Annotated in this window: 13 protein-coding genes; 9 read left to right on the forward strand and 4 right to left on the reverse strand. The window is 74.7% G+C overall.

The genetic code is table 11. The features are described 5' to 3' along the window. The first annotated feature begins 51 nt into the window (after positions 1 to 51). Entirely contained in the window at positions 52 to 888 is an 837-nt protein-coding gene (locus tag ACZ6S4_RS31980) for an SDR family oxidoreductase (protein ID WP_465478477.1), read from the forward strand. On the opposite strand, the gene ACZ6S4_RS31985 is transcribed toward ACZ6S4_RS31980, so the two are convergent. Then, positions 881 to 2,983, reverse strand: coding sequence for a putative bifunctional diguanylate cyclase/phosphodiesterase (locus tag ACZ6S4_RS31985; protein ID WP_465478478.1), 2,103 nt, complete (start codon positions 2,981 to 2,983; stop codon positions 881 to 883). The genes ACZ6S4_RS31980 and ACZ6S4_RS31985 overlap by 8 nt on opposite strands. Before the next feature lie 5 nt (positions 2,984 to 2,988). Next, a complete protein-coding gene (locus tag ACZ6S4_RS31990; RefSeq protein ID WP_465478479.1) occupies positions 2,989 to 3,798 on the reverse strand; it encodes an SAM-dependent methyltransferase in 810 nt (269 codons plus the stop codon). 248 nt (positions 3,799 to 4,046) lie between these two features. Here ACZ6S4_RS31990 and ACZ6S4_RS31995 point away from each other — a divergent pair, with 248 nt between their 5' ends. The 3 genes from ACZ6S4_RS31995 to ACZ6S4_RS32005 all read left to right on the forward strand — a co-directional run bounded on the left by ACZ6S4_RS31995 (position 4,047) and on the right by ACZ6S4_RS32005 (position 9,274). Then, positions 4,047 to 5,510: a phage tail tip lysozyme gene (locus tag ACZ6S4_RS31995; RefSeq protein ID WP_465478480.1), complete on the forward strand. Its 1,464-nt coding sequence runs from the start codon at positions 4,047 to 4,049 to the stop codon at positions 5,508 to 5,510. Between the two features lie 16 nt (positions 5,511 to 5,526). After that, on the forward strand, positions 5,527 to 6,591 hold the full coding sequence (locus tag ACZ6S4_RS32000) for a COG1470 family protein (protein ID WP_465478481.1): 1,065 nt from the start codon (positions 5,527 to 5,529) through the stop codon (positions 6,589 to 6,591). 115 nt (positions 6,592 to 6,706) lie between these two features. Then, positions 6,707 to 9,274: an Hsp70 family protein gene (locus tag ACZ6S4_RS32005; protein WP_465478482.1), complete on the forward strand. Its 2,568-nt coding sequence runs from the start codon at positions 6,707 to 6,709 to the stop codon at positions 9,272 to 9,274. 66 nt (positions 9,275 to 9,340) lie between these two features. On the opposite strand, the gene ACZ6S4_RS32010 is transcribed toward ACZ6S4_RS32005, so the two are convergent. Beyond that, entirely contained in the window at positions 9,341 to 10,822 is a 1,482-nt protein-coding gene (locus ACZ6S4_RS32010; RefSeq protein WP_465478483.1) for a dynamin family protein, read from the reverse strand. Next, positions 10,819 to 12,615, reverse strand: coding sequence for a dynamin family protein (locus ACZ6S4_RS32015; protein ID WP_465478484.1), 1,797 nt, complete (start codon positions 12,613 to 12,615; stop codon positions 10,819 to 10,821). The genes ACZ6S4_RS32010 and ACZ6S4_RS32015 overlap by 4 nt, the downstream gene beginning before the upstream one ends. A gap of 223 nt (positions 12,616 to 12,838) precedes the next feature. Here ACZ6S4_RS32015 and ACZ6S4_RS32020 point away from each other — a divergent pair, with 223 nt between their 5' ends. From ACZ6S4_RS32020 to ACZ6S4_RS32040, 5 genes are all read left to right on the forward strand, one after another. Next, a complete protein-coding gene (locus tag ACZ6S4_RS32020; protein WP_465478485.1) occupies positions 12,839 to 13,462 on the forward strand; it encodes a helix-turn-helix transcriptional regulator in 624 nt (207 codons plus the stop codon). 12 nt (positions 13,463 to 13,474) lie between these two features. Then, positions 13,475 to 14,134 carry a Pvc16 family protein gene (locus ACZ6S4_RS32025; protein WP_465478486.1) on the forward strand — a complete coding sequence of 220 codons (660 nt, stop codon included), beginning with the start codon at positions 13,475 to 13,477 and terminating at the stop codon, positions 14,132 to 14,134. Then, positions 14,131 to 16,122, forward strand: a complete 1,992-nt coding sequence (locus ACZ6S4_RS32030; RefSeq protein ID WP_465478487.1) for an ATP-binding protein — start codon at positions 14,131 to 14,133, stop codon at positions 16,120 to 16,122. The genes ACZ6S4_RS32025 and ACZ6S4_RS32030 overlap by 4 nt, the downstream gene beginning before the upstream one ends. A gap of 90 nt (positions 16,123 to 16,212) precedes the next feature. Beyond that, on the forward strand, positions 16,213 to 16,905 hold the full coding sequence (locus ACZ6S4_RS32035; protein WP_465478488.1) for an eCIS core domain-containing protein: 693 nt from the start codon (positions 16,213 to 16,215) through the stop codon (positions 16,903 to 16,905). Between the two features lie 112 nt (positions 16,906 to 17,017). Continuing rightward, complete coding sequence (locus ACZ6S4_RS32040; protein ID WP_465478489.1) at positions 17,018 to 18,964, forward strand: hypothetical protein; 1,947 nt, start codon at positions 17,018 to 17,020, stop codon at positions 18,962 to 18,964. Positions 18,965 to 19,016 lie beyond the last annotated feature (52 nt).

A 19,016-nucleotide genomic window follows, 5' to 3' on the forward strand; every position in this document is an offset into this window, starting at 1 on the left:
TTCCGCCAGAGTAGTCGGTGGCACCACGAACACCCGACCGAGAGGAACGGCATGATTCTGGTTACGGGGGCGACCGGCACCATCGGCAGCGCGGTGGTCCAGGCCCTGCACGACACCGGCGTACCGGTCCGCGCCCTCGTCCGTGATCCCGCCAAGGCCGCCGACCGCCTACCCCCGGGCACCGACCTGGCCACCGGCGACCTCAACGATCCCGGATCCGTGGCCCCCGCCCTCCCCGGCATCGACGGCCTCTTCCTCCTCAGCGGCTACGACAACGTCGAACAACTCCTGGCTGACGCCAGAGCCGCAGGCGTCGGGCACGTCATCCTGCTGTCGAGCAGCTCCGTCCTCGCCACCGACACAGACAACGCGGTGGCGCGCTACCACCTCGCCGCCGAGCGGGCCGTCGCCGGCAGTGGCATTCCCTGGACCTTCCTGCGGCCGAACGGCTTCATGACCAACACCCTGCAGTGGAAGGACCAGCTCGACCGGGGCGACACCATCAGCACGCAATTCCCCGACGTCGCGGTGTCCACCATCGATCCCCGGGACATCGCCGATGTCGCCGTCCGGGCTTTCACCGAGCCCGGCCACGCCGGGCGGCGTTACCGGCTCACCGGGCCGCAGGCCCTCACCCCCGCCGACCGGGTCGGTGTTCTCGCCGAGGTGCTCGGCCGGCCGCTGCGGGCGGTCGGCCAGACCCGGGAGCAGACCCATGACGAGCTGTACGCGACCCTGCCCGCCGAGTACGCCGCGGCCTTCGAGGCGTTCTTCGCGGACGGCATCGTCGACGAGACCACGGTCACGACCACCGTCCCGGAGGTGACCGGGCGTCCGGGCCGCACCTTCGCCCGCTGGGTGAGCGAACACCGCGCCGCGTTCAGCTGACGGGTTCCTCGCGCAGCAGGTCCGCCACGCCGGCCGGGAGCATCGGGCGGGCGAACAGCCAGCCCTGGCCGGTGTCGCAGCCCAGCGCCCGCAACCGGTCCGCCTGCAGCCGGGTCTCGACCGCTTCGGCCGTCACGCTGATGCCGATCGCGTGGGCCAGCCGGATGATCGTCTCCACGATGCGTTCGTCCACCGAGTCGCCGCCCGCCGGGTCGCGCAGGCCGTCGACGAACGGGCCGGCCAGTTTCAGCGTGTGCACCGGCAGCCGGCGCAGGTACGCGAAGTTCGAGTATCCGGTGCCGAAGTCGTCGATCGCGATGCGGATGCCGCGCTCGGCCAGGCTGGACAGCGCCTGCAGCGGGCCGTTGGTGTCCATGATCGCGCTCTCGGTCAGCTCCAGGACCAGCAGCGACGGGTCCAGCCCGGTACGCGTGAGGATGCTCTCCACCTCCGCCGGCAGCGTCGGCTCGTGGGCCTGCGAGACCGTGATGTTGACGCTGACCGAGATGCGTACCCGGGGGAAGCGGCGGGACCAGTCGGCCGCCTGGCCACACGCCTGCTCGAGGACCCAGCGGCCCAGCGGCACGATGATGCCCGTCTCCTCGGCCAGGGTGATGAACGAGTCCGGGGTCAGCTCGCCGAGCTGGGGATGCTGCCAGCGCAGCAGCGCCTCGACGCCGATCAGGCGCTGGTCGGCCAGGCTCACCAGCGGCTGGTAGACCAGGGTGAACTCGCCGCGGTCGAGGGCGTCGGGCAGCGCCGCGGCGAGCGCGTACCGGGCCGCCTGGCGGGCGTTGCGGTCGGCGTCGTACATCACGAAGCGGCTGCGGCCCTCGGACTTGGCCACGTACAGGGTGAGGTCGGCCGCCTTCATCAGCTCGGCCGGATTGGTCGCGTGGACGTTGCTCTCCACCACGCCGATGCTGGCCGACACGCGCATCCGGTGCTGGCCCAGCTGGTACGGCTCGGCCAGCGCGGCGAGGGTCCGCTCGGCCAGCGCCGTCAGCTCGGCCGGCCCGCTCGAGTTCTCGATCAGCAGCACGAACTCGTCGCCGCTCATCCGGCCGGCGAGTTGCCCGAAGTCCGCCGCGCACGCGCGCAGCCGCTGGGCCACCGCCACCAGCAGCTCGTCGCCGACCTGGTGACCCAGGGTGTCGTTGACCCGTTTGAAGCCGTCCAGGTCCAGGTAGCACAGCCCGACCCGGGCGTCCGGGTCGCCGGTGTCGAAGATGCGCTGGAGCTGGTCGCCGACCATCGTGCGGTTCGGCAGGCCGGTCAGCGGGTCGTGCGTGGCCTGGTACTCCAGCCGGTGCTTGAGCCGGCGACGGTCGGTGATGTCCTGCACCATGGCGATGGTGAGCTCCGGGGCACCGGCGTCGTCGCGGATCAGGGACACCGTCAGATCGGTCCAGACGACCGCGCGGTCCTTGCGGTAGTAGGCCTTCTCCATCCGTACGTGATCGTGCTCGCCGCCGATCAGCGCCTCGTACATCTTCCACATCTCGGGCGGGTCGTCGGGATGGTTGAGCTGCGGCACCAGCAGGCTGCACATCTCCTCGGCGGTGTAGCCGAGCAGGTCGGCGAACGCCTGGTTGACCTGCACGATGCGGCCGTCCATGGTGCTCACGCCGATGCCGATCGCCGCGCCGTGGAAGACCGCCCGCAGCCGCGCCTCGCTGGAGCGCAGCGCACGCTCGGCGGAGGCGTGCGCGCTGAGCACCGACCGGCCGAGCAGCTCCTGCTCGGCCATGGTGGCGTCGCGGATCGCCGCCGCGTAGCCGGCGGCCAGGGCGGCCTGGATCTCCACGATCCGGTCCGGTCCGGCTCCGGCGGCCGCGGCCAGGTGGGTGCCGATCAGGGAGACAGTGGCGGCGAGCACGGCGGGCTCGGTCAGATGCGCCTCGACCAGCGCGGAGCCGACCGCGCCGACCGTCTCGGGGTCGAACGGCTCGGCCCGCGCCGCCTCGGCCAGCCGGTCGGTCAAGCTCCCCAGCAGAGCGTCGAGTCCACCGAGATCCATCGGCACGAAGCCCTCGTGGGCCACCAGCCGGCGCCAGCACGCCGCGAAGTCCGTCAGCCCGCCCTGCGAGCCCATCCCGTTCAGTCTTTTCTGCCGACGCCGGCGTAGGCACCGACCTGCTCGGGGTGCTCGTCAGCCGGATCACCGGGGTCCGGCCGCCACTGCGGTATGAACACCAGACCGGGATCGACCAGGGAGAACCCGTCGAAGTAGGCCGCGATCTCGGCCCGCGTGCGCAGCACGATCTCGGTCGCGGTACGGCCGGAGAGCCGTTGCGCCTCCACCACCTCGCTGGGCTGCCCGTCGGCCGTGGCGTGCGACACGAGCAGGTAGCTGCCGGGGGCCATGGCCTCCCGCAGCGCCGCCACGGTCGCAGCCGGCTCGTCGCTGTCCGGCACGAAGTGCAGCACCCCGGCCAGCAGCACGGCGATCGGCGCGTCGAAGTCGAGCAGGCCCAGCTTGCCGGCCTCGCCGAGCACCCGGTCGACGTCGCGGACGTCCGCGCAGATCACGCCGGCCCGGTCCACCCCGTTCAGGATCGCCCGGCTGTGCTCGACCGCGACCGGGTCGATGTCGACGTAGACCACGGCCGCGTCCGGGGCGGCGGCCAGGGCGATCTCGTGCACGTTGCCGGCGGTCGGGATGCCCGAGCCGATGTCGAGGAACTGGCGTACGCCCTGCTCGACCAGGTAGCGCACGGCCCGGCGCAGGAAGACCCGGTTGGACCGCATGGTCTCGCCGATGTTCGGCGTCATCGCGGCGATCTGCTGAGCCAGCGCCCGGTCGACCGCGAAGTTGTGCGCCCCGCCGAGGAAGTAGTCGTAGACCCGCGCGGCGCTGGGCCGATCGACGTCGATGCCGGCTGGAACCCAGTCGGACGGTCCGGTCACGGTGGAGCCTCCCTGTTCGCGGCGCGCGGTCGATCTCCACAATGGCCCGCGGCACCGCTCCCGGCCCTCGGCAAAGTGGTGCGTCAATATAGGACGAAGGGGTGAACCTGGCCGGCGGCGCGCTGCCCGATCGGGCAGCGATCGGCACCCCGGGCCGTGCCTGATCCGCCCGCCACCGGCACCCCGGCCCTTCCTATCGTGGCGGGATCGCGGCCAGCGACCTTTCCCCGGTGGAGAAGTGAGGCCCCATGCGGACGTATTCGGCCGAGCAGATCTACGGCTTCGCGCTGAGCGCCGGGTTCTCCCCCGACGCGGCCGCCACCATGACCGCGATCGCCCTGGCCGAGTCGCGGGGCAACACCGGCGCGCACAACTCGACCGGTGAGGACTCCCGGGGGCTGTGGCAGATCAACGCGGCGGCGCACCCGGACCTGGCCCGCCGCTACGACCTCTACGACCCGGTCCACAACGCCCGGGCCGCCTTCGAGGTGTCCGGCGGCGGGGCCGACGTCTCGCCGTGGACGGTCACCCACGGTGGTTCCTCCGCGCGGTACCTGCAGTACCAGGACGAGGCCCAGGGGGCTGCCGTCGCGGCCGGCCAGCCGTCCGGCCTGGGCGTCTGGACCGGCACCCCGGGGTACGGGCACCCGCTCGCACCCGGCGGCGGCGCAGGTGGTGGCGGCGGCGCGGCCTTCGCCCAGGGTGCCACCGGCGACAACGCGGCCCTCGACCGTTTCCTCGAGGTCGCCCGCAACCAGATCGGTGACCGGTACGTCTTCGGCTCCGAGGCCGACCTCGACGACGCCGACCCGGAGGTCTTCGACTGTTCCGAGCTCACCCAGTGGGCCGCGAGCCAGGCCGGGGTGACTTTGCCCGACGGCGCCACCCAGCAGTACCTGCACCTGAAGAAGCTCGGGGTGCTGGTGCCGGTCGAGGAGGCCAAGGACATCCCCGGCGCCCTGCTGTTCTCCTTCGACCGCGAGCCGCGCCTGGGCGACGGCCGTACCCCGGGCGCGCACGTCGCGATCAGCCTCGGTGACGGCGCCACCGTGGAGGCCCGCAACTCGCGCGACGGCGTCGGCCAGTTCACCTCCGGCGACCGCTTCCAGTACGCCGCGGTCATCCCCGGCATCTCCGACGGCGAGGCCACCGTCCCGGCCCCGGTCGCCCTGCCGCCGGTCGAGCCGCCACCCCTGCTCGGCGGCCCGGACACCGACGCGGACGGCCTGAGCGACGCCTACGAGCAGCAGGCCGGCTTCGACCCGGCGAACCGGGACACCGACCGCGACAACCTGCCCGACGGCTACGAGGCCGTGGTGATCCGCACCAACCCGCTGCTCGCGGACAGCGACGCCGACGGGCTCTCGGACGCGTTCGAGATCCCCAGCGGGCTCGACCCGAACTCGCCGGACACCGACCGCGACGGCCACCTCGACGGCAGTTTCGCGGCCGACTGGCGCGACGACGACCGGGACGGCCTCGACAACCGGCTGGAGCAGATCAGCGGGCTCGATCCGGCCCGGGCCGACAGCGACAACGACGGCATCGCCGACAAGCTGGAGCTGCAGAGCGGCCCGGACCCCGGGGCCGACCCGCCCGGCAGCCCGCTCGCCCCCCAGGATCCCCTCGGCCCTCCGGGCCGGCTCGGCCCCACCGACGCCCGGGGCACGACCGGCCCGCTGGACGATCCCTACGACTTCCCGGTCGGCTGAGCAGGGAGGCTCCCGGATGCACGTCGAGATCGTGCTCCCGCACGTGCCGGCCGACCTCGTGCCCGGCACGCGCACGACGGTGCCGGCCGAGCTGCACAACCCTTCCGGTACGGCGGTCAGCCTGCGGTTGTCGGTCGCCCGGGGCCGGGTGGGCGACTGGGCACTCGTCGAACCGGCGACCGCCGACCTGGCCCCGGGCGGGCACACCGACGTCGACGTGGTGTTCGACCCGCCGGCCGGCACCGCGACCGACGCCGCCCTGCTGCCGTTCACCGTGCGGGCGACCGACGCCGTCGACGACGCCCGGGTGGGTTCGGCGACCGGGCTCGTGCGGTTGACCGGCCGCGACGACCTCACCGCGACGCTGAGCGCGGAGGTCGGCACGGCGGCGGTCGGCCGGTACGCGCTCTGGCTGCAGAACCGCGGCACGAAGGCGGTCAGTCTCGGGCTGGCGGCGCGGCTGGAGCCGGACACCGGCCGGGCCACGGTGGAGCCGGCCGTCGTGGAGCTCAGCCCGGGCGGCACCGCGACCGCCCGGGTCACCACCCGGCCGCGGCGGCGCCTGGCCGGGCGGCCCCGGTCCTACGGGGTCACGGTGGCGGGCCGGGACCTCTCCGGCGGTGGTGACGGCCGGCAGGTGCTGACCGTACGGGCTGACGGCGCGGCTCCGGCCCGTACCGGTGTCGCAGTGGTCCTGGCGGTCCTGACCGTGCTCGTGGCCGCCGGCGCGCTGACCGCCTGGCTCGCCCCCGGCCGGCTCCCGTTCCTCGACCGCCAGGCCGGCCCGGCCACCGGCACCGCCGCCCCGCCCGCGGGCACGGTACGCCGGCCGTACGTGATGGTCGACTCCCGCCCCCAGCTCGCCCCCACCGACCGGACCGCCGCCGAGGCGACCTTGACCCAGCTCACCGCCGTCGGGTTGCCGGTGCGCCTGGTCGACAGCAAGACGTCCGACGAGATCGCCGACGGGACCAACGGCTTCTGGGTGGTGCTGCGCGACGGCTTCGGCTCCGCCGAGGAGGCCGATGCCTTCTGCGCCCGCTACCGAGGGGTGACACCGCAGTGCGAGGTCGTCCGCTGAGGGGCCGCCGTCGTGCCCGATCGGGCAGCGGACGCGCCCGCGAGGCCGCACGTCCGGCCATCTTCGGCCGCCCGGCGAACGCCCTACCGTCAAGAGCACGCTTCGGGAGGACCTCGTGGAGTACGGCCTGGGTGTCGACCTCGGAACCACCTGCACCGCGGCCGCGGTGCGGGTGGGGGAACGCCTGGAGATCGTCCAGCTGGGCACCCGGCGCCCGGAGATCCCGTCGATGGTGTTCGTCAAGGCCGACGGCGAGATGCTGATCGGCGACGCCGCCGACTGGCGCGGTGACGCCGAGCCGGACCGGCTGGTGCGCGAGTTCAAGCGCCGGATGGGCGACCCGGTGCCGATCATGGTGGCCGGGTCGCCGTACTCGGCCCACATGCTGACCGCCCGGCTGCTCCGGCACGTCGTCGACACCGTCACCCAGCAGCGGCAGCAGCGGCCGAGCAGCATCACCGTCGCCCACCCGGCCAACTGGACCCGGTTCAAACGGGACTTCCTGAGCCAGGCCGCGCACCTCGCCGAGCTGGACGACGTCGCGTTCCGTACCGAGCCGGAGGCGGCGGCCCTGCAGTACGCGGCGGCCGAGCAGCTCGGCACCGGCGAGACGCTGGCCGTCTACGACCTGGGCGGCGGCACGTTCGACGCCGCGGTGCTGCGCCGCCGCGCCACCGGCTTCGAGCTGCTGGGCGAGCCGGAGGGCATCGAGCACCTGGGCGGCGGCGACTTCGACGAGGCCGTGCTCGATCACGTGACGACCATCCTCGGCGGCCCGTTCGCGGAGCTGGATCTCGATGACGACGACGTGGTGGTCGGGCTGGCCCGGCTGCGCCGCGACTGCGTACGGGCCAAGGAGAACCTGTCCGCGGACACCGAGACCAGCGTGCAGGTGGCGTTGCCGGGGCTGCACCAGCGGGTCCGGCTGAACCGCTCGGAGTTCGAGGCCCGGATCGGCCCGCCGCTGGAGCAGACGGTGGCGGCGATGCGCCGGGCCCTGCGCTCGGCCGGTGTCGCGCCGGAGGAGCTGCGGTGCATCCTGCTGGCCGGCGGCGCCGCCCGCACTCCGCTGGTCGGACAGCTGCTGGCCGCGGCGTTCGACCGGCCGCTGGTGCTGGACGCGCATCCGGAGCACAGCGTCGCGCTCGGGGCCGCTCTGACCACCGGCCCGGCTCCTGTGCCGGCGGCCGCGCCCGCGCCCACCCCGGCGCCCGCGGTGGGGACCGCGTCGATACCGGTGGTGGTCGCCGCTCCGGTCAAGCGCCGCGGACGGTGGCGGGACTCGCTGCGCAAAGCCGCCGGCCGGACCGGGGCCACCCTCACGACCCGGCGCGGCGGGCTGGCGGCGGGCGCCGGTGGCGTGACAGCCGCCGCGGTCGTCGCGGCCCTGCTGTGGTGGCCCGAGGCCGACGCCGACGTCACCCCGCCACCGGTGCCGTCCCCGTCGGCGTCGGCCGGCCCGGTCCAGCTCTTCGCGGCGACGCTGCCCGGCCCGATCGGCACGGCCGCCACCGCCGACGCCCAGCGGATCTTCGTCACCACCGGCCGGACCATCCAGGCGCTCCGGCGCGCCGACGGCAGGCCGGCCTGGGCGCGACCGTTCACCGCGCCGGCCGCGATCGTGGCGGCACCCCAGCTGGCCGGCGACACCCTGTACGTGCCCGGCGACGACCAGCACCTCTACGCCGTGGACGCCGCCGACGGGGAACAGCGGGCCCGGATCAGTACCGGCACCCGCGACCCGGGCCCGCCCAGCGCCGCCGGAGACGCCGTCTACTTCGGCACGTCGGGGGGCTCGGTCCGCAAGATCCGGGCCGCCGACCGCAGCTCGCAGTGGCGGTTCCAGACCGGCAACGCGGTCTCCCAGCCACCCGCCGTCGCCGCCGGCCTGGTGGTGGCCGGCAGCGGCGACGGCTCCCTGTACGCGTTCGACGACGAGAGCGGTGACCGTCGATGGAGCACCGAGCTGAAACCGTCGACCGCGCCCGTCGTGGCCGGCGGCCGGGTCTACGTGGGCAGTGATGACAAGCGGGTGCACGCCGTCGACGCGCGTACCGGCGAGACCGACTGGACCTTCGCGACCGGCGCGCCGGTGGTGTCCACGCCCACGGCCGCCGGTGCGCTGGTCCACGTCGGCGGGCAGGACGGGATCGTCTACGCGATCGACGCGGCGACCGGCAACGAGCGCTGGCGGTTCCCCGGGGCGGCCGGCGAGGAGTTCGGCTCCCCGACAGTGGCGGCCGGGGTCAGTTATGTCGCGGCGTCCACCGGGCGGCTCTACGCGCTGGACGCGGCTACCGGGCGCCGGCTGTGGACGTACGACCTCAAGGGCGAGCCCGCACCGCCGCTGCTGGCCGACGGGGTGCTGTACCTCGGCACGGCCGGCAAGCTCCTGTACGCGTTCCGGGTCGCGCCGCCGGGTGCCGTTCTGCCGACTCTGGCACCGTCGCGGCCGGTGGCGACCGTGCCGACGCCGACCCGTACGCCGCAGCGGGCGCCGACGCCGGCCCGGACCGAGCCGGGACGCCAGACGACCAGCCCGACGAAGAAGCCGACCAGGACGACACGCCCGCCCAGGACGACCGAGCCGCCCACCACCGGGCCACCCTCCACACGGCCGCCGGTGGATTCCACGACACTGACCACACCACCGGACGGCGACGGCGACGGCGACGGCGGCTGACCGGCGCCGAGCACCCGTCCACACGCCGGGCGCCGCGACGCGGGGGCTGGGCCCGGCGCGACGGCCCTAACCCGGCCGCGGTGCTTTCAAGCCGGCCAGGATGCCTTCGCAGGTGCGGACGGTTGCCCGGGCCGCGGCCCGCATCTCGTGCACGGACATGGGATGCTCGGCGATCCGCCGCCAGCGCCGCAGAGCCGCACCGGCCTCGGCCAGCAGCAGGTCAGCCGGCGCGTCCGGCGGCTGCCCGAGCCGGATCGCCGGCTCGGCCCCGGCGCCGCCCAGCAGCCGTTGCATCTCCGCCAGCCGGTCCGGGGCCCCCGGCAGCCGGCCGGAGCTCAGCAGGTGCAGCAGCCGGATCTCGACGAACTCGTGAGCCCCGGCCCGGATCTCCTCGGCCCGGGCGGCCAGGTCACCGGCCGCGTCGTAGCGGTGGCCGCGCAGCAGGTCGTCCAGGGTGGTCAGCGCGGAGCGGGCCTTGAGCACCTCGCGCCGCCCGAGGAACTGCGCCGCGAGGATCGCCTGCAACCGGTCCAGGCCGCTGCGTACGGTCAGCTCGCGCGCCAGCCCGTCGGCGCTGCGGACGGCTCCCTCGCGGATCAGCTGGACGCCGAGCCGTACGCCGAACAGGCCCAGCCGGTCCAGGACCTGCTCGCGGGCCGGCCCGGTCGCCGCGACACCCGCCCGGGGCGCGACGAACCGGTCGGCGGTCAGCAGCATCGCGACCAGGTCCGGGCCCGGCGCCTCGGCGATCACCTGCAGCGTCCGGAACTCCTCCTCGCGCAGGGTGGCCCCGGCCGCGCCGAGCAGGCCGGCGACTGGTACGACGATCGGGCAGAGCCGGCGCAGCCGTTCGTCCGCCTGGTAGCGGGCCGCGACGGTCCCGGCCGTGGTCATCGCGTCCAGCCGGCAGCCACCGACCTCGTCGGCCCGCGACAGCACCCCGACCGCGTTGATCGGTGAGCCGCGCGCGAGGTCGTCGCCGCGGAAGGCCTCCAGGAAGCGGATGTCGGTGCTGTGCATGTGGCGCAGCAGGTAGACGACCGCGTCGGCCTGGGCGTGGTGCTCGTCGTCGGCGCCGAGGTGGGCCAGCGTCCGGACCGACACCTCGGCCGAGATGGACGCGAGGCCGGGGGTGTCGATCAGCGTGTGCTCACGCAGCCGCCGGCTGGGCACCTCGACGTCGAGCCGGTCCACCCGATCGGCCGGATACCCCAGGTCCACCCGGATCGCCCCGGACTGCCGCCGGAACGGCCGCTGCTCCGCCGGCCCGCCGGTGAGGTGCACGATCACCCGGTACGCCGGCCCGTTCCGGTACCAGGTGACGATCTTGGTGCACTCCCCGGCGTCGGTGGGCGCCAGCTCCTCCCCCACCATCGCGTTGAGCAGCGTCGACTTGCCCGCCTTGACCTTGCCGGCGATGGCCACCCGCAGCGGCTCGTCCAGCCGGCGCAGCGCCGCGCCGACCACCGCGCGGGCCGCCGGCTCGTCGATGTCGCGGCCGGCCAGCAGGAGCAGCTCCCGGACCCGTTCCAGCAGCTGCTGCGTCATGACCGGCCGCCGCCGCGGGAGAGGCTCTCGCCGACCCGGTCGAGGGCGCGGGCCCGCCCGTCCAGCTCCCGGGCCCGGCCGGCGCGTTCCGCCTCGGGCAGGTCCCCGGCCTCCTGGACCGCCGCCAGGGCCTGAGCCGACGACCGCTGCGCGGCCAGGGCCCGGGACGCGAACTCGTCGCGCAGGTAGCGCTGCGCCCGGCGGACGGCGTCGCGGGAGTCGTTGCCGACCACGAAGCCGACCTCGTCGACGTAGCGGCGCAGCTCCTGGCGGGCCAGCTGCCGGCGCTGCTCGACCTGGCGGCCGCGCTCGATCTTGAGCAGCCGGTGGCCGACCACGAGGCCCGCGACCGCGCCGACCGGGCCGAGGAACGTCATCTCCACCAGTGTGCCGACCGCGTGCGCGACGACCACCCCGCCGACGGCGAGCCGGGCCGCGGTGAACATGCCCAGCCACCGGCCGGCCGTCCGGTCCTCGCGCATCCGCGGGCCGTCGACCGTGGACAGGGCGCCGGCCAGGGCGGGCAGGTCCAGGTCGAGGGCGCCGTACTCGTGGTCGAAGTGCTCGGCGACATCGCGGGCGAGCTCGTCGGCCCGGGCGACCAGCGCGTACAGGTTGTCGACGGCGACCGCGGTGGCCTCCTTGGCCGCCCAGGCCTCGAAGTCCGCCCAGGTGTCCTTGGGGTCGCCCAGCTCGAGCAGCGCCTCGCCGCGCCGCTGCATGGACCGCAACCGTTCCCGCAGGTCCTGGTCGACCTGGGTGCCGAGGTCCTGGATGCCGTCGTTGAGCGCGGTCTGCCAGGAGGCCGCGGGGCCGGCCAGGCGCGCGCTGCGACGGACCTTCTCGGCCAGCCGGTCGGCGATCTCCGCGGACGCCTCCGGGTGGTGCACGGCCGTGCGTTCGACGGCGACCTGGTCGCGCAGCTGGCCGAGGACGAACGCGACGTCGCGCCGGGTCGCGGCCACGGTGGCGGTCTCGGCGCCGGCGAGGACCTCCCGGGCGAGGATCCCCAGCAGGGCGGGGAAGCCGGACTCGTCGTTGAGGGCGACGTCGCCGCTGCGGCCGGCGTGCAGCCGCAGGAACGACGAGACCGCGACGATGCGCAGCGGCAGGCCGGCCCGGGCGAGGTGGGCGCGGTTGAGCTCGGCGATCCGGCGCCACTGCCGGTGCAGGTCGGTCTTGGTCATGACGCACACGACCGCGGGGCAGCCCTGCACGGTACGCCGCAGGAAGTCGAGCTCCGGCTCGGTGAGCTCCTGCGCGGCGTCGGTGACGAAAAGGGCCGCCCGGGCCAGCGGCAGCACGCCCAGGGTCAGATTGCCGTGCGCCGAGTCCAGGCCGCCGACACCGGGGGTGTCGACGAACGTCATCCCGCCGCGCAGCAGCCGGCGGTCGAGGCGGACCTCGACGGTACGGACGGGCTGACCGTTGTGGCCGCCGGCGACGACCTCCCGCAGCCGGTCGAAGGGCACCGCGACCCGCGACGGGGTCTCTCCCTCGGCGCCCACGAACGCCGCGGCCGAGGGTGGCGTCCCGTACCGCACGATGGTCGGCACCGCGGTGACCACGTCGGCGTCGACCGGGCACACGTCGGTCCGCAGCAGCGCGTTGATCAGGGTGCTCTTGCCCTGCTTGAACTCACCGACCACCGCGATCGGCACGTCCGCGCCGGTCAGCCGGGCGCTGAGCTGGTCCAGCCGGGCCACCAGGTCGCCGCGGTGCGCCTGCTCGGCCATCCGGCGCACCTCGCCGAGATCGGCCAGCGAGCGCGTCACCGCTGCGCTCTGTGTCACGCCGGCCTCCCTCGGTGACGCCTCCGGAAAACTGTCCGTCACCACGCGGCGGGTTGTAAACCCGCGGCCGGGCTCACGGCCCGCGGGGTCGGCCGATCAGGCACTGCCGTTCGGGCCTTTCGGGCAGCCCTCGCTGACGTTGAGTGCACGTTTACTGCACGCGGAGTCGCGCCGCGCATCCTGGTCCGGCTGTCCCGCAGCGGCGTCGATCTTGGAGGCGGAGATGACACGGATACCGGTCTACCTGGATGCCGGCGACCCGATCTGCCGGGCCGGGCTGGCCAGCCAGCTGCGGCCACGGCCCGAGGTGCTGGTGCTCGACGACGGGGAACGCGACCGGGCCGAGGTCGGCGTGGTGGTCACCGACACGATCGCCGACGAGTCGATGCGGGCCCTGCGCACGATGCGGTGCGCCGGCATCAACCGGCTGATCGTGGTGGCGGGCCAGATCGACGACGCCGACCTGGTGGCGCTCATGGAGGTCGGCGTGGCCGGGTTCGTCCGCCGGGCCGACGCGACCGCCGACCGCCTGGTGACGGTGATCCGGTCGGCGGCGGCCGGTGAGGGCTCGGTGCCGCCGGACCTGCTCGGCCGGCTGCTCGCCCAGGTCGGCCAGCTCCAGCAGCAGGTGCTGGGCCCGCGCGGCCTGACCTTCTCCGGCCTGTCGGACCGCGAGGTCAAGGTCCTCAAGCTGGTCGCCGAGGGACTGGACACCTCGGAGATCGCCGTCTCGCTGTCCTACTCGGAGCGCACGATCAAGAACGTGCTGCACGAGGTGACCAGCCGGCTGCAGCTGCGCAACCGGTCGCACGCCGTCGCGTACGCGTTGCGCAACGGCCTGATCTGACGGGCGCCCGCGGTGATTCACGAGGTCGACGAGGCGCTGCGGCGCCTGGTCAAGGAACAGGCGCTGCACGGCACCGACGTGGAGATCGCTTTCGAGGCGCCGACCAAGGACTGGGCGGCGCGGCGCAACGCGCCGACGGTCAACCTCTACCTGTACGACATCCGCGAGGACCTGCGCCGGCGGCAGCGCGGCCTGCTCAACGAGTACGCCAGTGACGGCAGTGTGGCGGCCCGGCACGTACCGCCCCGGCACATCAAGCTGTCCTACCTGATCACCGCATGGACCCAGCGGCCCGAGGACGAGCACCGGCTGCTGTCCGAGCTGTTGCTCAACATCCTGGCCAATGAAGCCATGCCGGTGGACCTGCTGACCGGGTCGCTCGCCGCGCTCGGGCTGCCGGTGCCGATGACGATCGCGCTGCCGCCGCCGGAGGACCGGGCCTTCGCCGACGTGTGGACCGCGCTCGGCGGCGAGCTGAAGCCGTCGCTGGACGTCGTGGTCTGCGCGCCGGTCGACGCCGGCCGCCGCTTCCCGGCCGGGCCACCCGCGACCGAGGGCATGCGCATCACTGTCGGCGACGACGCCGCGGTCGCGCACCACGTGGGCGTCGCCGAGGAGCCGGCCGGGCCGTCCCGGGTGAGCATCCGCCGGGTCGCGGAGCCCCGGACGTGACGCGCCCGCCGGCGGCCGTCCTGGACGGGCTGGCCGCGCTGGAGGGGCGGATCCGGACCGCGGTGGCCGACCGGCGGGCGCTCGATCCGAACCCGGACGACCCGTTCCGTGGGCTCTACCTCTCCGACGAGGCGATCGCGGCGCTGCTGGACGAGCCGCGTACGCCGTTCGCCGCACCCACCGGCGGCTCCCGGCTCGGGGCGCCGGCGCAGGCCGCCCGGCTCACGCCGCTGGACGAGGAACTGCTCCTGGTCGCCCTCGCGCCGGATGTCGACGGGCGCTTCGAGCAGTTCTACGGCTACCTCAACGACGACGTGACGCGGCGGCGCGCGACCGTGAGCCTGGCGCTGCGATTGTGCGGTGTCAGGGAGGCCTCCGCGGCAGGGCGGGCCCGGCTGGACGCGGCGGCGCCGCTCGTCCGGTGCTGCCTGGTGACCGTGGAGCACGCGGACCGGCCGTTGCTGTCGCGCACGTTGCGCGTACCGGATCGGGTGGTGGCCCATCTGCTCGGCGACGACCGGGCCGACCCGGCGCTCGCGGAGATCCTCGCCCGGCCGGACCTCACCGGCATGCCGGTCCCGCCCGGCGCCGACCGGCTGGCCCGGGCGCTCGCCGCCGGGGCCGAGCTGATCTACCTGCGGGAGCGGCCCGGCGCCGGCGGGCTCGCCACCGGGCTGGCCGGCCTGGCCCTGCTCGACCGGCCCGCGCTGGGAGTGGACGCCACCCGCTTCGCCGCCGCCACCGAGCGGGCCGAGCTGGCCCGCGCGCTGGTCCGCGAGGCGGTGCTGACCGGCGCCGGCCTCGTGCTCGGCCCGGTCGGCGCGGACGGGCCGGGCGCCTGGCTGGACGCGCTCGCCGAGGTGCCCTCGGTCGTGCTGTTCGGCGCGGCCGGCTGGGACCCGTCGTGGAGCCGGCGGCCCGCCCTGCTGCTCGACGCCGTGCCGATGGCCGCCGGACAGCGAGCGGCGCTGTGGCAGGCGGCCCTCGCCGGCCGGCCGGCGGTGACCACCGACGCGGCCGCGGTCACCGCCCACTTCGTCCTGGACCCGGTGCAGGTACGCCGGGCGGCCGACGCCGCGGCGCTGGACGCGCTCTCCGACGGCGGCACGATCAGCGCCGCCCACCTGCGCCGCGGCGCGCGCAGCCAGAACGCGGCCGGGCTGGAGCGACTCGCCCGCCGGATCCAGCCCGGCGTCGACTGGCCCGACCTGGTGCTCCCGCCGGTCGTGCTCGGGCAGCTGCGCGAGTTCGCGGCGCGGGCCCGGCACCGGCACCTGGTGCTCGACGACTGGCGGATGCGCCCGGGCGGCGGCCGGGGACGCGGCATCACCGGGCTGTTCGCCGGGGACTCCGGCACCGGCAAGACCATGTCGGCCGAGGTGATCGCGGCCGAGCTCGGTCTCGACCTCTACACGGTCAACCTGGCCACCGTGGTGGACAAGTACGTCGGCGAGACCGAGAAGAACCTCGAACGGATCTTCGCCGAGGCCGCCGGGGTCAACGGGGTGCTGCTGTTCGACGAGGCGGACGCCATCTTCGGCAAACGCTCCGAGGTGCGCGACGCCCACGACCGGTACGCCAACATCGAGAGCGCGTACCTGTTGCAGCGGATGGAGACCTTCGACGGGCTGGCCATCCTCGCCACGAACCTGCGGGCCAATCTGGACGAGGCGTTCACCCGCCGGCTCGACACCGTGGTCGACTTCCCCACGCCGGACGAGGCGCTGCGCCGTACGCTCTGGGACCGCTGCCTGGGCCGGCTGCTGCCGCGCGACCCGGACGTCGACCTCGGCTTCCTCGCGGCGGCCTTCGAGCTGTCCGGCGGCCACATCCGCTCGGCGGCGGTCACCGCGGCCTACCGGGCGGCCGACGGCGAGCGGGCGGTGACCATGACCGACGTCGTCGCGGCCGTGGCCAGTGAGTACCGCAAACTGGGCCGGCTCTGCCTGGAACGGGAGTTCGGCCCGTACCTCACGCATGCCCGATAGGGCAGCAGCTCTGCACTCACGGCGGTGCCCGCGATGCTTCCCGGCCCGGGCCGGCGCCGCGATCCTGGAGCTGTCCGGAAGGGGGCGGTCATGCGCGCGCACGACCACGAGAGCGACACCGATGCCGGCCTGCGGCCCCGGGGCGACCGGGTCGGCCCGGGCCGCGAGGACCTGACCTACCGAGCGGCGGCGGCCGGCCGCACCGAGGCGCTGGGCGCCGGCGGGCTGCTGGATCTGCAACGGACCGTGGGCAACGCCGGCGTCGGCGCGGTCGTCGGTTCCGGCGGGGGCAGCCCGCTGGACGCCGGCACCCGCGCCGACATGGAGGGCCGGCTCGGCGCCGACTTCGGTGACGTGCGGGTGCACACCGACCAGGCGGCGCACGACTCGGCGCGGGCCATGAACGCGCAGGCGTACACGGTCGGCTCGAGTGTGGTGTTCCAGCGCGACCGGTACGACCCGGCGTCGGCCGACGGCCGCCTCATGCTCGCGCACGAGCTGACCCACGTGGTGCAGCAGCGCAGCGGACCGGTGGACGGCACCGACACCGGCACCGGCGTACGGGTGAGCGACCCGTCCGACCGCTTCGAACGCGCGGCGGTCGCCAACGCGGAGCGGGCCATGGCCCAGCCCGCGGCGCCCGCGGCCCAGCGGACCACGGATGCCCCGACCGGCACGGCGACCGTCCAGCGCGACGAGGCGCCGCCGGAGGAGGAAGAAGCGCCGGCGCAGACCTTCGTCCAGCGCGAGGAGGAGGAGGAGCAGGAGGACCAGGCGCCGTAGCCCGTTGCCCGATGGGGCACCGTCGACTGCCTGCCCGAGGGCACGGTCCGCCCTGCCGGGCCGGTCCCGCCCGGGACAGCGTGGTCCGTGAACTGCGTGGCGGGAGTTGACCATGGCAATCATCTGCGCTCAGTGCGGGCACCGGAACCCGGACGGCTCGCGCTTCTGCACCAACCGCGACTGCGGGGCCTTCCTGGCCTGGACCGATCCGAACGCCGGAGCGCCGGTCCAGCCGCCGCGCCCGGAACCGGCCCGGCCGCTGCCCCGGCAAGGTGACGCCACCCGCTGGGGAGCGAGCGTGGACGGCCACAGCGACGTGGCCGCCAGCATGACGCTGACCGACGCGACCCTGGCCGTCACGCCCGGCGAGACGGTCAGCACCACGGTGTCGGTGCACAACGGCGGCGGGCAGGTCGAGCAGTTCGCCGTCACGGTCCTCGGGCCGACGGCCGGCTGGGCCGAGATCGAGCCGGCGGTGCTCGCGGTCTACCCCGACGCCCGCGCCGAGGCCGTGATCCGCTGGTCACCGCCGCGGCAGGCGAGCACCGCGGCGGGCCGGGCGCCGTTCACCGTACGGGCCGCGTCGATCCTGCACCGCGGGCTGCAGGTGCACGCGACCGGCGTGCTGGACGTCGCCGAGTTCCGGGCCCTGACGGCCACGCTGACCCCGCAGACCACCTCCGGCCGCTGGCAGACCAGCCACCGGATCCAGCTCACCAACGAGGGCAACGTCGTCGAGCCCGTACAGCTCAAGGCGACCGACCCGGCCGGGCGGATCAAGTTCTCGCTGCCCGCCGGCGAGCTGCCGGTGCCGCCCGGGTCGCAGAGCATCGACATGTCGGTCCGGCCGCCGTGGCGTTTCTTCGGCCGGCCGGCCGGCCTGCCCTTCCAGGTGATCGGGACGCCGCGGCCGCCGGTCACCCCGGTACGCCTCGACGGCACCCGGGAGGTCGTGCCGCTGATCGCCGGCTGGATCCCCAAGGTGGCCACCGGGCTGCTGGCCCTGGGCATCGCCGCCGCGGCCATCGCGCTGTTCGCCAGATCCTCCGGGGATGGGGCCTCCGCTGGAGGCGGGGCCTCGGCGAATCCGGCCGGGGCCACGGCCGCCGTCACTCAGGCCGTCACCAGCGCGCCCCAGATCCCGCCCGTTGTCGGTTCCGGCCCCGCCAAGCAGTCACAGCCGGCCACATCGGCGCCGGCGAAGAAGAGCGACACACCGTGGGCTGTCGTCGACGGCAGCGGCGCCCTGGTGTCCGCCCAGGGCGACACGACCGTCACGCCGCTGGGCACCGGGCGGTTCGAGGTCACCTTCGACCGGGCCGTCGACGGCTGCGTCTTCCTGGGCACCGTGGCGGCGTCCGGTGGTCAGCCCGTACCGGAAAGCGGTCTGGTCTTCACCGCGAGCGGCAGCAACCGCAACAGCGTGCTCGTGCAGACCCGCAACATCGACGGCACGCCTGCCGCCCACCCGTTCCATCTGCAGGTCCGCTGTACCGTCGGCCAGACCGCGGTGGTTTCCGGCGACCGGGCGGTCCGCGGCACGGACCGGCAGAGAGTCGAGCAGACCGAGGACGGGCAGTGGGAGGTCCGCTTCAACCGCGACATGCGGGAGTGCTCGTACGTCGCCACGATCGGCGATCCGGGCACCGGCGACCCACCGACCGGGCTCATCACGGTCGGTGCCGGGCGGCAGAACGAGAAGGCCATCCTCGTCGAGACCAGGACCCGTGACGGGCAACGCGCCGACATGCCGTTCCATCTGCAGAGCCGGTGCTCGGGACTCTTCGTCACTGTCGACGCCGACGGCCGGACGGTGCTGGACCGCGGGGTCGACGAGGTGGTCCGGGGCAACCAGGGCGTGTGGGAGGTCAACTTCAACCGCGACGTGTCGAGGTGCTCCTACGCCGCCTCGCTCGGAGCGGCCGACCTCGGCGGAGTGGTCTACGCGGCGAGCGGGTCCCGCCCGAGCAGCGTGCAGATCCACACCCGCAAGCTCGACCCCGGCACGGGAGTCCCCGCGCTCGCCGACGCCCCGTTCCACCTCCAGGTCGTGTGCTGACCGCCTGCCCCAACGGGCACCGCATGTGCACTCACGGGCGGCCCGACGGCCA

The sequence above is a fragment of the Actinoplanes sp. NPDC051405 genome (genome assembly GCF_055586185.1).

Bases quoted from the DNA above. Each gene is read 5' to 3' on its own strand.
- ACZ6S4_RS31980 (WP_465478477.1), top strand. From the start codon at position 52: ATGATTCTGGTTACGGGGGCGACCGGCACCATCGGCAGCGCGGTGGTC.
- ACZ6S4_RS31985 (WP_465478478.1), bottom strand. From the start codon at position 2,983: ATGGGCTCGCAGGGCGGGCTGACGGACTTCGCGGCGTGCTGGCGCCGG.
- ACZ6S4_RS31995 (WP_465478480.1), top strand. From the start codon at position 4,047: ATGCGGACGTATTCGGCCGAGCAGATCTACGGCTTCGCGCTGAGCGCC.
- ACZ6S4_RS32000 (WP_465478481.1), top strand. From the start codon at position 5,527: ATGCACGTCGAGATCGTGCTCCCGCACGTGCCGGCCGACCTCGTGCCC.
- ACZ6S4_RS32010 (WP_465478483.1), bottom strand. From the start codon at position 10,822: ATGACGCAGCAGCTGCTGGAACGGGTCCGGGAGCTGCTCCTGCTGGCC.
- ACZ6S4_RS32020 (WP_465478485.1), top strand. From the start codon at position 12,839: ATGACACGGATACCGGTCTACCTGGATGCCGGCGACCCGATCTGCCGG.
- ACZ6S4_RS32035 (WP_465478488.1), top strand. From the start codon at position 16,213: ATGCGCGCGCACGACCACGAGAGCGACACCGATGCCGGCCTGCGGCCC.
- ACZ6S4_RS32040 (WP_465478489.1), top strand. From the start codon at position 17,018: ATGGCAATCATCTGCGCTCAGTGCGGGCACCGGAACCCGGACGGCTCG.